This is a genomic window from Pseudomonas sp. ACM7 (genome assembly GCF_004136015.1).
GTDB classification, from domain to species: Bacteria; Pseudomonadota; Gammaproteobacteria; order Pseudomonadales; family Pseudomonadaceae; genus Aquipseudomonas; species Aquipseudomonas frigoris.
Genome location: NZ_CP024866.1, coordinates 3,718,454 through 3,733,554, shown reverse-complemented (window position 1 = coordinate 3,733,554; position 15,101 = coordinate 3,718,454). Strand labels below are relative to the sequence as shown.

Below are 15,101 nucleotides of genomic sequence, written 5' to 3'. Positions count from 1 at the left end.
TACTTGTCGCAAAACAAGAATAAGGAACCGTCATGTTCGATATCAGCACGTTCCCCCAAGCCGATGCCGTCCGCCGGGCTGCACAATTAAGTCAAGACGACTACACGCGCCTGTACCGCCAATCCATCGACCACCCCAGCACCTTCTGGGCCGAACAGGCCACACGCTTTCTCGACTGGAGTAAGCCGTGGGATACCGTCCAGCGCTATAACCTGAAAACCGGTGAGGCGAGCTGGTTCGCCGGCGGAAAGTTGAATGTCAGTTACAACTGCATCGACCGTCACCTTGAAAAGCGCGGCGATCAAATTGCGATCATCTGGGAAGGCGACGACCCTGCCGAATCCGCGCAGATCACCTACAAAAAACTTCATCACAACGTCTGTCGCCTGGCCAATGTGCTCAAAAGCCGTGGCGTGAAGAAAGGCGACCGCGTGTGCATCTACATGCCGATGATCCCCGAAGCCGCCTACGCCATGCTCGCCTGCACGCGCATTGGTGCGGTGCATTCGGTGGTGTTCGGTGGTTTCTCTCCGGACTCTGTGCGTGACCGGATTCTCGATGCCGACTGCCGCACCGTGATCACCGCCGATGAAGGCGTGCGCGGCGGTAAAGTCGTGCCGCTCAAGCAGAAGGTCGACAAGGCGCTGCAAAGTTGTCCGAACGTCAGCACCGTCATCGTGGTCGAGCGCACTCAGGGCGAAGTGGACTGGGTCGAGGGCCGGGACATCTGGTATCACCAGGCACTGCGCGACGTCAGCGACGATTGCCCGCCTGAACCAATGGACGCCGAAGACCCGCTGTTTATCCTCTACACCTCCGGCAGCACCGGCAAACCCAAAGGCGTGCTGCACACCACCGGCGGCTACCTGCTGCAAGCGGCGATGACCTTCAAGTACGTGCTCGACTACCGTGACGACGAAGTCTTCTGGTGCACCGCCGATGTCGGCTGGGTCACCGGCCACAGCTACATCGTCTACGGTCCGTTGGCCAACGGCGCGACCACGCTGATCTTCGAAGGCGTGCCGAGCTACCCGAGCAGCTCACGCTTCTGGCAGGTGATCGACAAGCACCATGTGAACATTTTCTATACCGCCCCGACCGCCCTGCGCTCCCTGATGCGTGAAGGCCCCGAACCGTTGAAGGAAACTTCCCGCGCGAGCCTCAGATTACTCGGCAGTGTCGGTGAGCCCATCAACCCGGAAGCGTGGGAGTGGTACTTCAATGCTGTCGGCGAACAGCGTTGTCCGATCGTCGATACCTGGTGGCAGACCGAAACTGGCGGCATCATGCTCAGCCCTCTGGTCAGCGCTCAACGGATCAAACCCGGCTGCGCCACGCAACCGATGTTCGGCGTGCAACCGGTGTTGCTCGATGAAGCGGGCAAGGAAATCAAAGGCGCCGGCAGCGGCGTGCTGGCGATCAAGTCCAGTTGGCCGGCGCAGATCCGCAGCGTCTACGGCGACCCGCAACGAATGGTCGATACCTACTTCAAGCCCTACCCCGGTTACTACTTCACCGGCGACGGCGCCCGGCGCGATGAGGATGGCGATTACTGGATCACTGGGCGCATCGACGATGTGATCAACGTCTCCGGACACCGCATCGGCACCGCGGAAGTGGAAAGCGCGCTCGTGCTGCACGACAGCATCGCCGAAGCGGCGGTGGTCGGTTACCCCCACGACATCAAGGGTCAGGGCATCTACGCCTTCGTCACCCCCATGAACGGCACCGAGCCCAGTGACGAACTGAAGAAAGAACTGCTGGCTCACGTCAGCGAGGAAATCGGCAGCTTCGCCAAACCGGACCTGATCCAGTGGGCGCCGGCCTTGCCGAAAACCCGTTCGGGCAAGATCATGCGGCGCATTCTGCGCAAGATCGCCTGCAACGAACTGGACAGCCTGGGCGACACCTCGACCCTGGCTGACCCGAGCGTGGTCCAGGAGTTGGTCGATAAACGCCTGAACCAATAATCGCTTGTTTCAAAAGCCTGCGCGGCCGTTAATGGCCGCGCCTCCTTTTCCGCCACTGAGTCGCCATGGAATTCATTCGAACCCGCATCGAAACCCAGATCATGAGCCTGACCGGTCTGTCTCTGGGCAAGCTCGACCTGGAAAACCCCAAGGGCGATCCCGGCCTGTTCGGGCCCGATTCGGTGAGCTGGCAAGTGCATGGCGACTTCAGCAGCATGCTGATCGGCGGCATCAGCGCCTTGATGCTGCAAGCTCTACATCCACTGGCCCTGGCCGGGGTCTGGGACCATTCGAATTTCCGCGAGGACATGCTCGGCCGACTGCGTCGCACCGGGCAGTTCATTTCCGGCACCACCTTCGGTTCGCGAAAGGACGCCGACTGGCTGATCGAGAAAGTCCGCACCATCCACCTGCAAGTGACCGGCACGGCACCGGATGGCCGGCCCTACGCCGCCAGTGATCCCGATCTGTTGACCTGGGTGCACGTGGCCGAAGTCAGCAACTTCCTCGCAGCCCATTTGCGTTACCGCAATCCGGACCTGTCCCTGGCTGATCAGGATCGTTACTACGCGGAAATCGCGCTGGTTGCCGAACGGCTCGGCGCCCGTGACGTGCCACGTTCACGGCAGGAAATTGCTGATTACCTTGAGCGCATTCGTCCACAACTGCTGTGCGACGAGCGCAGTCGAGAGGTGTTACGGCTGTTGTTGAACGCCCCATCCCCCAGCCGTTTGGCCAGACCTTTCGGCAGTTTGATGATGCAGGCCGGGATCGACCTGCTGCCGGACTGGGCCAGTGACATGCTGGGTGTCCAACAGAGCCCGCTGCAACGCAAGCTGATCCGCGCCGGCGTCAACCGCAGCACGCCGATGCTGCGTTGGGCGGTGCGTAACGGCTCGGTGCACCGGGCCAAACGACGGATGGGGTTGCTCAGCTAGAAAGAGCTGAAAAGCTTCGTCGGATCGCCGCCCGGAGCAAGCCCGCACATTGGACTGATGAACGACACAAATCCCCTGTGGGAGCGAGCTTGCTCGCGAAGGCAGCACCGCGGTCCCGCGCCAAGCTGTTAAACTCCCGCGCCAAATTCCCTCCTGCAAGGCGCCCAGCATGTCTTCCTTGAATCAGGCGCTGCGCGCCGCCCTCGATCGTCGTCAGGACCTGCTGGCCGAACTGCATCAGCAAGGCACCGATTGCTATCGCTTGTTCCACGGCAGCCAGGAAGGCGCCGGCGGCCTGACAATCGACCGCTACGGCCCGCAATTGCTGGTGCAAAGCTTTCACCAGTCGCTGGAGCGAGACGCGCTGCTGCAACTGCACGACACCCTCAATCAGCACCTGGGCCTCGAAACGCTGCTGGTCTACAACGATCGCTCCCGTGGCAACTCGCGCATCGACCGTGAAGACACCGTCTACCGCGCCGACGAAGCCGCCCTGCAAGACTTGATCGGCCACGAATGGGGCTTGAATTACCGGGTTCGCGGCCGCCACGCCGGCCAGGATCCGCTGCTGTTCCTCGACTTGCGCAACACGCGCGGCTGGGTCAAGCAGCACAGCAAAAACAAAAGTGTGCTGAACCTGTTCGCCTACACCTGTGGCGTCGGCCTGAGTGCTGCGGCCGGTGGCGCGAGCGAAGTCTGCAACCTCGACTTCGCTGAAGGCAACCTGGCCGTCGGCCGTGAGAACGGCCTGCTCAATCCGCAGTTGCCGACCATGGACTTCATCCAGTCCGACTACTTCCCGGCAATCCGCCAATTGGCCGGCCTACCGATCAGCCAGCGCCGCGGGCAAAAACTGCCGAGCTATCAGCGTCTGGAACAGCGTCAGTACGACCTGGTGCTGCTGGACCCGCCGGCCTGGGCCAAGAGCGCTTTCGGCACCGTCGACTTGCTGCGCGACTATCAGAGCCTGCTGAAGCCGGCACTACTGACCACCGCCGACAATGGCGTGCTGATCTGCTGCAACAACCTGGCAAAAGTCAGCATGGACGACTGGCGCGAGCAAGTTTTGCGCTGTGCAGAGAAAGCCGGCCGGCCGGTGCGCGAGTGGACAGTGATGAAACCGGGCGGCGATTTTCCGTCAATGGATGAGCAGCCGCCGCTGAAAACCCTGATTCTGCAGCTCTGAGATTCGTCCGAAAAATCAGATAAATCCTATAAAGCATGATCACTTCGGAACCGGAAACGCGTGCCATACTCCAACGCACTCCGATTCAGACAGATGAAGCCACACATGCCCAAAGGATTGATTCGCGCTATTGGCGCTCTGTTGACCGCTCTAGCCCTCTACAGCCTGCTGGGGTTTCTGATTTTGCCGGGCATCGCGTTACGGGTGGCCAATCAACAATTGGCCAGTTACGCAACGACGCCCGCCACGATTTCGCGGATCGAACTCAACCCGTTCAGCCTTGAAGTCACCCTTTGGGGACTGATCATCGGCGAGCCGGGCAAGGAACAGGTCGGCTTCGAGCGACTGTATGCCAACTTCCAAATCGACAGCCTCTGGACCAAGGCGCTGCACCTGTCCGATATCGAAATCGACAAACCCAAGACCGAAATCCTCTTCGGCAAGGACGGTAAGCTCAATCTGCTTGGCCTGTTCAAAATCCCCGCCAGTGAACCGACCCCGGCCGACCCGAACGCCAAACCGTTCCCGTTGCGCATCGAGCGGATCAAACTGGCCGACGGCTATGTGCACTTCCAGGATGCACGGCCCAGCGAGCCAATCGAATTCCTCTACGACAAACTCGACTTCGAGCTGAAGAACCTCAGCACCCTGCCAGAAGATAACGCCGACATGACCCTGGTGGCCGTCGGCCCTGCCGGTGGACAGATCGACTGGACCGGCAATTTCAGCCTGATCCCGATTGCCTCCGAAGGTAAGTTGAAAGTCACCGATGGCAACATGAAAGTCTGGTGGCCATACGTGCGCGATTCGGTGCCGCTGGATCTGGAAAACGGCACCCTGAACCTGAGCACCGATTACAAGCTGAACCTGTCCAAAGAAACCGAATTGCTGCTGAGCAACGTCGCCGTCAGCGTCGCGCCTTTCAACATCAAGGCACCGGACGGTCGGCCGCTGGCGAAGCTTGGGCGGCTGGACATCAGCGAAACCACCGTAGACCTGGCCAAGCAGCAAGTGGTCGTCGGCAAGATCCGCAGCCAGAAACTGGAAACCTGGGCCGCCCTCGAAGCCGACGGGCAACTCGATTGGCAGAAACTGTTCGCCAGCCAACCGTCCAAAGCAGCCACCAAAGCCAAAGCCGAACCGGCCACCACCCCGGCAGCTGCCGATTCACCGAAACCCGAACCGGCGCCACCGAGCAAACCATGGCAGGTGCTGCTCAAAGACGTGCAACTGCGCGATTACCAGGTGCATCTGGCTGATCGCAAGGCGCAACCCGCCGTGGCGCTGGACGTCGGCCCGCTGAACCTGGACCTGCAGAATTTCGACAGCCTCAATGGCTCGCCTTTTAACCTCAAGCTCGATACGGGCGTGGGCAAGCAAGGCAAGATCACGGCAGACGGTATCGTCAATCTCGCCCCGGTCAGCGCCAAGTTAAAAGTACAAACCAAGGACATCGACCTACGCGTCGCCCAGTCCTACATCACCCCGTTCATTCGCCTGGAACTGCGCAGCGGCATGCTCGGCAGTGATCTGGCGGTCGATCTGAAAAGCACCGAGCCGCTGGCATTCAGCGTCACAGGCAAAGCTCAGGTCGATCAACTGCATACCCTCGACACCCTCAAAACCCGCGACTTCCTCAAGTGGCAGCAGTTGGTGCTCGAAGGCCTGAATTATCAGCACGGCGATAGCCTGTCGATCGACAAGGTCAAACTGTTCCAGCCTTATGCCCGCTTCATGATCAACGATGACCGCACCACTAACATCGATGATCTGCTGATTCCGCAACCGCCCGACTCCGGCGCCAAAACGGCTGCTGCCAAACCTGCCGGCAAGGAAAAACCGCTGGGCATCCACATTGGCGGCATTGCCATCAATGACGGTTCGGCGAACTTCGCCGACTTCAGCCTGACCCCGAACTTCGCCACCGCCGTGCAACAACTCAACGGCCAGATCGGCACCATCGACAGCCGTCAGGCGAAACCAGCCAGTGTCGATATCAAAGGCAAGGTCGACCGCTATGCACCGGTCACCATCAAGGGCTCGGTCAACCCGTTCGACCCGATGGCCAGCCTCGACATCGCCACCAGCTTCAAACGTGTTGAACTGACCACGCTGACGCCCTACTCCGGCAAGTTCGCCGGCTACCGCATCCGCAAGGGCCGACTCAATCTCGACCTGCATTACCTGATCACCAAGGGCCAGCTCAAGGCCGAAAACAAAGTGGTGGTCGAGCAGCTGCAACTGGGTGAGAAAGTCGACAGTCCGGACGCCGTGAGCCTGCCGCTGAAATTGGCGATCGCATTGCTCAAGGACGTCGACGGCAAGATTTCCATTGAACTGCCGGTGACCGGCGACCTGAACAACCCACAGTTCAGCATCATGCCGATTGTCTGGCAGACCCTGCGCAATCTGATCGTCAAAGCTGCTGCAGCGCCGTTCAAAATGATTGGCGGGCTGGTCAGTGGCGGCGGCTCGGAAGATCTGGGCACTGTCTCGTTTGCGCCGGGTTCAAGCGACCTGAGCAAGGATGCCGAGGGTTCGTTGGTCAAACTGTCCCAGGCCCTCAAGGAACGTCCGGCCTTGCGCCTGGAAATCGAAGGCACGGCTGCCGCAAGCAGCGATGGCCCACTGATCGCCGAGCAACGTCTGGAACGGGAATACCAATACAACTACTACAAAATGCTCCAGCGCCGCGGTGACAAAGTGCCGGCTCAGGCCTCGCTGGTGCAAGTACCGGACAACGAGAAGGGTTCGCTGCTGGAAGGAATTTACCGCACGCGCCTGAAGACGCAGCCGCCCGCCGAGTGGAAGGATCTTGGCAAGGAAGAACGCACGGTAAAAATGCGCGAAGGCGTGATCAAGTTCTGGAGTTCCAGCGACGTGCTGTTGCGTCAGTTGGGTCAGGAACGCGCCAGCAGCATCAAGGACTATCTGGTCGACAAGGGTCAGCTGGCCGATGACCGCGTGTACTTCATCGACGCTAACCTCGGCGAAGCGCAAAGTGACGGCCGAGTGGTGACGCCGTTGCATCTGGACGCCGAGTGATGGGCGCGAAATGGCTGATGTACCTGGCACTGGCAATGGCTGCCAGTCAGGCCTCGGCAGCCGATACCCTACGCTGCGGCAGTCAATTGGTCAGTGTCGGGGACAGGTCCAGCGAAGTACTGCAGAAATGCGGTGAACCGGTCAGCCGTGATCTGTTGGGCTACAAGCGCAGCGCTAACCGGCGGGAAGAGTTTCAAGTCGAGGAATGGACCTACGGGCCCAACGGCGGGATGTATCAGTACCTGCGTTTTGAAGGTAATCGCTTGAAGCAGATCACCAGCAAGCGTGGTAACTGAACTCACCACTATCTTATGTGGGCACAATTTAATGTGGGAGCGGGCTTGCTCGCGAATGCGGTTGATCATTCAACATTTATGTTGGCTGACACGACGCGTTCGCGAGCAAGCCCGCTCCCACATGTGCTTTGCCTTGACCCAAATAGAACAGGCCCCGACACGAATGCCGGGGCCTGTAATGGCCACATCCTTATGGCCTTTCGCATGAACTCTCCAGAAGCGGCTGACGTATTGCTCGGCCCGCCTGCCGCGCCTTCTCCCAGTCCAGGCGAGAAGTCTTGCCTTACTCGGCTTTCAGGCCGTCAGCGGAGACCGCTTTGACGCCTTTGATTTTCTTGGCGATGGCCACTGCGGTGGTTTTCTGAGCGTCGGTCACCGCAACGGTGGACGACAGGGACACAACGCCTTTGTTGGTTTCGACTTTAATGTCGGTACCAGGAATGCCTTTTTCAGTCACCAGGTCTGCTTTGACTTTGGTAGTGATCCAGGTATCGGAAGTGGATTCTTTAGCCTTAGTCATTTCACCCGCCGCCAGAGTCATCGGGGCTTGGGTGGTGGTGGTCTGTGCAAATGCAGCGTTGGCCATGGTCAGGGTCAGCGCGGTAGCAGTAGCGGCAGCGATAGCGAACTTCTTCATACGAGTAACTCCTGTTTTTCATAAAGTCTGCTGCGTGTCTTGTCAGCAGGGTTACTGGAGATATTGCGAACGCTGTGCCAACTTTCAGCCAAGCAATAAACCGTTATAAATCAGTATCTTATAAAAACAGGGGGTTTCCGAAATCATGCAAAATGCATGACTGCGAGATTCTCTACATGCAAGTTGCGGGTTTTGTCGCAGGCCTAAGGCCATGAAATGTCGGGATTTTCTTGATTATTTGAATCGACCCCTCAAATGACGAACAAAAAAATGCCCCGCGTTGTGAATCGCGGGGCATGGGACAGACTTGGAATTGGATCAGACGCCAGGGCAACCATTAGGCGCGTACTCTTTGGGTACCGTCGAGGTGCAAGTCCAGCCACCGTCAAGCGTGCGTGCAAGCGTAATGGTCTTGCCGGCCACCTGACCGTTTGCATTGAGGATCGTGCAGCCAATGCTGCCAACACCGGTAGCGGCGGTGCCCGCCACCGCAATCGTGCAATTACCTGTGGTCGCGGCAACGCCGATCAGAGCGAGGGTGGGGGCGTTACCTTGATTGATAATGTCTTCGTAAGAGACCTTCAGTGCCGATATTTCAGCAAGACCTGCGGTTACTTTCGCCCGCGTTTGATACTTCGAATATTGCGGTAGCGCAACCGTCGCCAGAATCCCGATGATCGCCACCACGATCAACAGTTCGATCAGGGTAAAACCTTTCTGAGTATTCATAGACAAGCTCCATGCATGAGTCGAAATCTCATGATCTGAATTAGCCGCAGCACAGCCCATGCCAAGCCCTACACCCCGTGTTGGCGGGGCGTGCGAGCGACACAAACCCCTTTCCCACCCCCAGAATCCGCACTATCTGACACTTTTTGTCACCTGAACGTCGCTGGTTTGGTTCCTCCGCTTGACTAGGCTATAAGTCATGAACTGTCTGCGCTTGGAATCCCAATGAATGACATCGCCCTTAGCGGTCTGACCAAGCAATTGGTCCTGGCCGAACTGCTCACTGACAAAAGCGCGCAACAGGCGTATCAGCAAGCCCAACGTGATAAAACCCCGCTAGTCACCTATTTGGTGCAGAACAAGCTGGTGAAAAGCCGCCTGGTCGCCGAGATCGCGTCGGAACACTTCGGCATGACCTTGCTCGACCTCAACTGCCTGGACAAGGAAACCCAACCCAAGGGTCTGGTCAGCGAGAAACTGATCCGCCAGCACCACGCCTTGCCCCTCTGGCGACGCGGCAACAAACTGTTCGTGGGCGTTTCCGACCCGACCAATCACCAGGCCATCAATGACATCCAGTTCAGCACCGGGCTCAATACCGAAGCCATTCTGGTTGAAGACGACAAGCTCACCGATGCCATCGAAAAATTCTTCGACAGCCCTAGCACCGGCCTGGAAGACATGGCCGATGTCGACCTTGATGGTGTGGACATCGAGTCGATCGATGACAACAAACAGGATTCCATTGGCGGACAAGACGCCGACGACGCACCCGTGGTGCGCTTCGTCCACAAGATGTTGCTCGACGCGATCAAGAGCGGCTCTTCCGACCTGCATTTCGAGCCCTACGAAAAAACCTACCGCGTGCGGATGCGCACCGACGGCATGCTGCGTGAAGTCGCCAAACCGCCGATTCAACTGGCCAACCGCATCGCCTCGCGACTGAAAGTCATGGCCAGTCTCGACATCTCGGAACGGCGTCGGCCCCAGGACGGGCGGATCAAGATGCGCCTGTCCAAGAGCAAGTCCATCGACTTCCGGGTCAACACCCTGCCGACCCTATGGGGCGAGAAAGTGGTAATCCGGATCCTCGACCCGTCCAGCGCTCAAATGGGCATCGACGCCCTCGGCTATGAGCCGGACCAGAAAGACCTGTACATGGCCGCCCTCAAGCAGCCACAGGGGATGATTCTGGTGACCGGGCCGACCGGCTCGGGCAAGACCGTGTCGCTCTACACCGGGCTGAACATTCTCAACACCGTGGACATCAACATCTCCACCGCCGAAGACCCGGTGGAGATCAACATGGAAGGCATCAACCAGGTCAACGTCAATCCCAAGCAGGGAATGGACTTCGCCCAGGCGCTGCGCTCATTTCTGCGACAGGACCCGGACGTGATCATGGTCGGTGAGATCCGCGACCTCGAAACCGCCGAAATCGCCATTAAAGCGGCCCAGACCGGTCACCTGGTGCTGTCGACCCTGCACACCAACAGCGCCGCCGAAACCCTGACTCGCCTGCACAACATGGGCATTGCGGGTTTCAACATTGCCACCTCGATCAGCCTGATCATTGCCCAGCGCCTGGCACGCAAGCTATGCAGCCATTGCAAGAAACCCATCGAGATTCCCCGGGAGGCGCTGCTCAAGGAAGGCTTCCCCGAGGAACGGATCGGCTCATTCACGATCTATGAGCCAGTCGGTTGCGATCACTGCAACAACGGTTACAAAGGGCGAGTAGGGATTTATGAAGTGGTGAAGAATACCCCGGACCTGCAACGGCTGATCATGGCCGAAGGCAACTCACTGGAAATCGACATCCAGATGCGTAAAGACGGCTTCAACGACCTGCGGACGTCGGGCCTGCTCAAGGCCATGCAAGGCATCACCAGCCTTGAAGAAATCAACCGGGTCACCAAGGACTGAATATGGCGGTCAAAGCAGCAAAAATCAGCGTCTACGCCTGGGAAGGTACAGACCGCAAAGGCACCAAAGTGACGGGAGAGTTGAGCGGTCAGAGCCCGGCGTTGATCAAGGCCCAGTTGCGCAAGCAGGGCATCAACCCCGGCAAGGTGCGCAAGAAGTCCACCTCGATTTTCAACCTGGGCAAGCGCATCAAGGCCCAGGACATTGCCCTGTTCACCCGGCAGATGGCGACCATGATGAAAGCCGGCGTACCGCTGTTGCAGTCCTTCGACATCATCGGTGAAGGCTTCGATAACCCGGCCATGCGCACACTGATAGACGAGGTAAAACAGGAAGTCGCGGCGGGTAACAGCTTCGCCGCTTCCCTGCGCAAAAAGCCTCAGTATTTCGATGAGCTCTACTGCAACCTGGTCGATGCCGGCGAGCAGGCCGGTGCCCTCGATACCCTGTTGGAGAGAGTGGCGACCTATAAGGAAAAGAGCGAAAGCCTCAAAGCCAAGATCAAGAAAGCCATGACCTACCCACTGGCAGTGGTGTTCGTCGCGATCATTGTGACCGGGATTCTGCTGGTCAAAGTGGTGCCGCAGTTCGAATCGGTATTCAAAGGGTTTGGCGCCGAATTACCAGCCTTCACGGTGATGGTCATCGGCCTCTCGGAATTCATGCAGGACTGGTGGTGGGCGATGCTTGGCGTGCTGATCGCGGCCATCTTCGGCGTGCGCCACGCCTTTAAAACGTCTCAGGGCTTTCGGGACTGGATGGACACCTGGTTGCTGAAACTGCCGTTGATTGGCACGTTGATGTACAAGTCTGCGGTGGCCCGTTACGCCCGCACCCTGTCGACCACCTTCGCTGCCGGAGTGCCGCTGGTGGAAGCTCTGGATTCGGTGGCCGGCGCGACCGGCAATATCGTGTTCAAACGTGCGGTGCTGCGCATCAAGCAGGACGTATCCACCGGCATGCAGCTGAATTTTTCCATGCGCACCTCCGGTATCTTTCCCAACATGGCGATTCAGATGACCGCCATTGGCGAAGAGTCCGGCGCGCTGGACGACATGCTCGACAAAGTCGCGAGCTTCTACGAGGACGAAGTGGATAATATGGTCGATAACCTCACCAGCCTGATGGAGCCGTTCATCATGGTGGTGCTGGGTGTTATCGTCGGTGGTCTGGTGGTTGCGATGTACCTGCCCATCTTCCAACTTGGCTCAGCGATCTGACATGCCCTTGAACGACATTCTGACCCTCTACCCGTTGACCTTCGTAATCTCAGCCATGTTGGTCGGCCTGCTGATTGGCAGCTTTCTCAACGTGGTGGTCTGGCGCCTGCCAAAAATGCTTGACCGCGAATGGCGTGAGGAGGCTCGTGAAGTGTTGGGCTTGCCAGGCGAAACACCGCTATCGACCTTCAACCTGATGCTGCCCCATTCCCAGTGCCCACATTGCGGCCATCAAATCCGCGCCTGGGAAAATATTCCGGTGCTCAGTTATCTGCTCTTACGGGGTCGATGCTCGAACTGCACGGCAGCCATCAGCAAACGCTACCCGCTGACCGAACTGGCCTGCGGTCTGCTTTCGGCGTTTATCGCCTGGCATTTCGGTTTCGGCTGGCAGGCCTGCATGGCGCTGCTCCTGAGCTGGGGGTTGCTGACGATGAGCCTGATCGACGCCGAGCACCAACTGCTGCCGGATGTGCTGGTGCTGCCGCTGATATGGCTGGGGCTGATCGTCAACAGCTTCGGACTTTTCGTGTCCTTGCATGAAGCGTTGTGGGGCGCGGTGGCCGGCTATATTGCGTTGTGGTCGGTGTTCTGGCTGTTCAAGCTGATCACCGGCAAAGACGGCATGGGCCACGGTGATTTCAAGCTGTTAGCGATGTTCGGCGCCTGGGGTGGCTGGCAGATCTTGCCACTGACCATCCTGTTATCGTCGATGGTGGGCGCCGTTGTCGGCGTGATTTTACTGCGCCTGCGCAAGGCGAAAACCTCCACGCCGATCCCCTTCGGACCCTTTCTGGCAATTGCCGGCTGGATTGCCTTGCTCTGGGGTGGTCAAATAACCGACTTCTATTGGCAGTTTGTCGGTTTGAAATGAATACCCCTGTGGAAAAACCCTGGATTCTCGGCCTGACCGGCGGCATCGGCAGCGGCAAAAGCGCGGCTGCCCGGCACTTCATCGATCTGGGCGTGCACGTGGTGGACGCCGATCACGCAGCGCGCTGGGTGGTGGAACCGGGGCGCCCGGCGCTGGCCAGGATCGCCGAACACTTCGGCCCCGGCGTATTGCAAGCCGACGGGCAGCTGGATCGCGCGGCGTTGCGTAAACTGATCTTCGAAGTGCCAGACGAACGCCGCTGGCTCGAAGCGCTACTGCATCCGTTGATCGCCAAGGAAATCGCCGATCATCTGGCCAAGGCACAATCGCCTTACGCGATTCTGGTTTCGCCGCTGCTGATCGAGTCCGGGCAGTACGCCATGACCCAACGGGTTCTGGTGATCGATGCCCCGGAACAACTACAGATCGAGCGCACCCTGCAGCGTGACCAGACCAGCGAGCAACAGGTCCAGGCGATCCTCAAGGCCCAGTCCAGCCGACAGGACCGCGTGAGCCACGCCAACGATGTGGTGGTCAACGACCGCGACCTCGCCTGGCTGCACAGCGAGGTTGAACGCCTGCATCACTTTTACCTTACTTTGCGTGGAGGCCAGTCATGAGCCAACCCCCAACCGTCGAATGCCCAACCTGCGGCGCCCCTGTTGAATGGAGCCCAGAAAGCACCTTCCGGCCGTTTTGTTCGGACCGTTGCAAACTGATCGACCTGGGCGCCTGGGCTTCGGAAGAACACAAGATTCCGGTCAGCCCGGATGCCGAAGACGAACTGTTCAGCGAAGACTTCGACCCGCGTCACTGATCTTCAAGGCCGCATGAAACCGTAGTCCTGGCTGTCATCGAGGTTTTCCGCAAGAAAACGCAACTCATCGGCCAGGTCTTCGGCGCTGCGCACTGCCTTGCTCTGTTGCACCACTGCACTGAGCAAGGCGCGCAGGCTCAACCCCGGATCAAACCCCACTTCCTGCGCCCCATCCAGACTCTGACGCAACTCCTGCCTTGCCCATTCGTAGACACTCATTTCGATGCTCCTGAAGGTTTTCCAGAGCATGGATTCGTGAGCGATTTTTGCCTTTGATGTGGATCAAGATTTGGGATCGTCGTCTTTCCAGGGCGCCGAAAGGTAGCGCGTACGATTGAACGTCTCCAGCCACTCGGGGCAAAACACCACCAGTGCGCTGACCACCATGCCGTTGATGAACGCTTCCGGGAAAATCAACAGCCACAGATAACCGACAAAATCTTCCAGCCAATACGGCATGGCGAAACGTTCGTCGAACCACAGCAACCACAGCGCCAGCAGCAGACACAGCAACGCCGACAGCGCCGCTGCAAAAAACCCGGACACGAAGATATACACAAAGGGATTACGTGGTTGCGCTCGCTCCACCAGGATGGCGCAGCACTCGGTGACCAGCACCGGCAGCAGAATCAGCAGCGCGCCGTTGACCCCCATCGCCGCCAGATCTTGCCGCCCGAGCAGTACTAGTCCCGCTTGCGCGACCAACCCGCCGACAATCGCCAGCGGCCAGTCGAGCAACAGGGTCACGGCGGTCATGCCGATAAAGTGGTAGGACACGCCGGTGTCGAAGTCTTGTCGCACCAGCCAGAGCATGAACAGCGCGAACACCGTGCCAAACAACAGATGCTGGCGGCGACTGTCGCTGAACAGTTCGACCCACGATGCTCGACAGACTGCCCAGATCATCACCGGCACGTAAATCAGCCAACCCACTGTGAGGCTTTGCGATGACAGCAGTTCGGCACCGATCATGGGCGAACCTTCTCCGGCGCCTGGGGCCATATAAGCGCAAGACTGAACAACAATACTGTTCTATATTTCACGCTTTTCTCCCCTAGTGACTGCCCTTAGTTTACACCGGCGATACTGACTGCCCGTGTCGTACTTCTACACTGACCTGCTGGGGTTCGGGGGGAAAGGAAGAAGTTACACAAATTTACGAGTCAATCGAGTAGGAGGCGGCTTTACAGCCGCCGTCCTCTCACACCACCGTACGTACGGATCCGTATACGGCGGTTCAAGCTATGCGGCTAAGCCGGTTTATCGTATCCAGTACCGAAACTAACCCAAGCTGACCCCATAGTTTCTTCGGCAGCGCCTGATTCATATGAGATGCGCCTGAGCTCCACCATGGGCCTCGGCCATTGAAGGCTGATTTGCAGGCGCGAGCTTCGCTAAGCCCCAGGCGCATCAAGTTACGTGCCCTCGTTGAGGGCCGCTTCCATTGTCGCCAGACGACGCAG

General features: G+C 58.7%; 14 protein-coding genes and 1 pseudogene. 10 read left to right on the top strand and 5 right to left on the bottom strand.

Annotated features, from left to right (window positions below; genetic code table 11):
- The first annotated feature begins 32 nt into the window (after positions 1-32).
- The 5 genes from acs (at position 33) to CUN63_RS17590 (ending at position 7,435) form a co-directional block, all read left to right on the top strand.
- Positions 33-1,970, top strand: a complete 1,938-nt coding sequence (gene acs / locus CUN63_RS17610; RefSeq protein ID WP_129441167.1) for an acetate--CoA ligase — start codon at positions 33-35, stop codon at positions 1,968-1,970.
- A 65-nt stretch (positions 1,971-2,035) separates the two neighbouring features.
- Complete coding sequence (locus CUN63_RS17605; RefSeq protein WP_129441165.1) at positions 2,036-2,908, top strand: oxygenase MpaB family protein; 873 nt, start codon at positions 2,036-2,038, stop codon at positions 2,906-2,908.
- Between the two features lie 169 nt (positions 2,909-3,077).
- Positions 3,078-4,094, top strand: coding sequence for a class I SAM-dependent rRNA methyltransferase (locus CUN63_RS17600; protein ID WP_129441163.1), 1,017 nt, complete (start codon positions 3,078-3,080; stop codon positions 4,092-4,094).
- A gap of 105 nt (positions 4,095-4,199) precedes the next feature.
- Positions 4,200-7,139 carry a DUF748 domain-containing protein gene (locus CUN63_RS17595; RefSeq protein ID WP_129441161.1) on the top strand — a complete coding sequence of 980 codons (2,940 nt, stop codon included), beginning with the start codon at positions 4,200-4,202 and terminating at the stop codon, positions 7,137-7,139.
- Entirely contained in the window at positions 7,139-7,435 is a 297-nt protein-coding gene (locus CUN63_RS17590; protein WP_129441159.1) for a DUF2845 domain-containing protein, read from the top strand. Before CUN63_RS17595 ends, CUN63_RS17590 begins: the two co-directional genes overlap by 1 nt.
- Before the next feature lie 283 nt (positions 7,436-7,718).
- On the opposite strand, the gene CUN63_RS17580 is transcribed toward CUN63_RS17590, so the two are convergent.
- Entirely contained in the window at positions 7,719-8,072 is a 354-nt protein-coding gene (locus tag CUN63_RS17580) for a BON domain-containing protein (protein WP_129441155.1), read from the bottom strand.
- A 318-nt stretch (positions 8,073-8,390) separates the two neighbouring features.
- A complete protein-coding gene (locus CUN63_RS17575; protein WP_129441153.1) occupies positions 8,391-8,801 on the bottom strand; it encodes a pilin in 411 nt (136 codons plus the stop codon).
- Between the two features lie 225 nt (positions 8,802-9,026).
- On the opposite strand from CUN63_RS17575, the gene pilB reads away from it, so the two are divergent.
- From pilB to yacG, 5 genes are read left to right on the top strand one after another with little or no spacing between them, the layout of a single operon-like run.
- Positions 9,027-10,727, top strand: a complete 1,701-nt coding sequence (gene pilB, locus CUN63_RS17570) for a type IV-A pilus assembly ATPase PilB (protein WP_129441151.1) — start codon at positions 9,027-9,029, stop codon at positions 10,725-10,727.
- Positions 10,728-10,729: 2 nt separating this feature from the next.
- Positions 10,730-11,947 carry a type II secretion system F family protein gene (locus tag CUN63_RS17565; protein WP_129441150.1) on the top strand — a complete coding sequence of 406 codons (1,218 nt, stop codon included), beginning with the start codon at positions 10,730-10,732 and terminating at the stop codon, positions 11,945-11,947.
- Between the two features lies 1 nt (position 11,948).
- Entirely contained in the window at positions 11,949-12,821 is an 873-nt protein-coding gene (locus CUN63_RS17560) for an A24 family peptidase (protein ID WP_129441149.1), read from the top strand.
- A complete protein-coding gene (gene coaE, locus CUN63_RS17555) occupies positions 12,818-13,441 on the top strand; it encodes a dephospho-CoA kinase (protein WP_129441148.1) in 624 nt (207 codons plus the stop codon). Before CUN63_RS17560 ends, coaE begins: the two co-directional genes overlap by 4 nt.
- The gene (gene yacG / locus CUN63_RS17550; protein WP_129441147.1) at positions 13,438-13,638 is read left to right on the top strand and encodes a DNA gyrase inhibitor YacG; all 201 of its coding nucleotides are present in this window, start codon (positions 13,438-13,440) and stop codon (positions 13,636-13,638) included. Before coaE ends, yacG begins: the two co-directional genes overlap by 4 nt.
- Before the next feature lie 3 nt (positions 13,639-13,641).
- Here the strand turns inward: yacG and CUN63_RS17545 are convergent, their stop codons facing one another.
- The 3 genes and pseudogenes from CUN63_RS17545 to CUN63_RS32235 all read right to left on the bottom strand — a co-directional run.
- On the bottom strand, positions 13,642-13,857 hold the full coding sequence (locus tag CUN63_RS17545) for a hypothetical protein (protein ID WP_033054332.1): 216 nt from the start codon (positions 13,855-13,857) through the stop codon (positions 13,642-13,644).
- A gap of 63 nt (positions 13,858-13,920) precedes the next feature.
- Positions 13,921-14,610 (bottom strand): energy-coupling factor ABC transporter permease, encoded by a 690-nt coding sequence (locus tag CUN63_RS17540; RefSeq protein WP_129441145.1) that lies wholly within the window; start codon positions 14,608-14,610, stop codon positions 13,921-13,923.
- A gap of 265 nt (positions 14,611-14,875) precedes the next feature.
- Positions 14,876-15,101, bottom strand: a pseudogene (locus CUN63_RS32235) (group II intron reverse transcriptase/maturase); the annotation flags it as partial.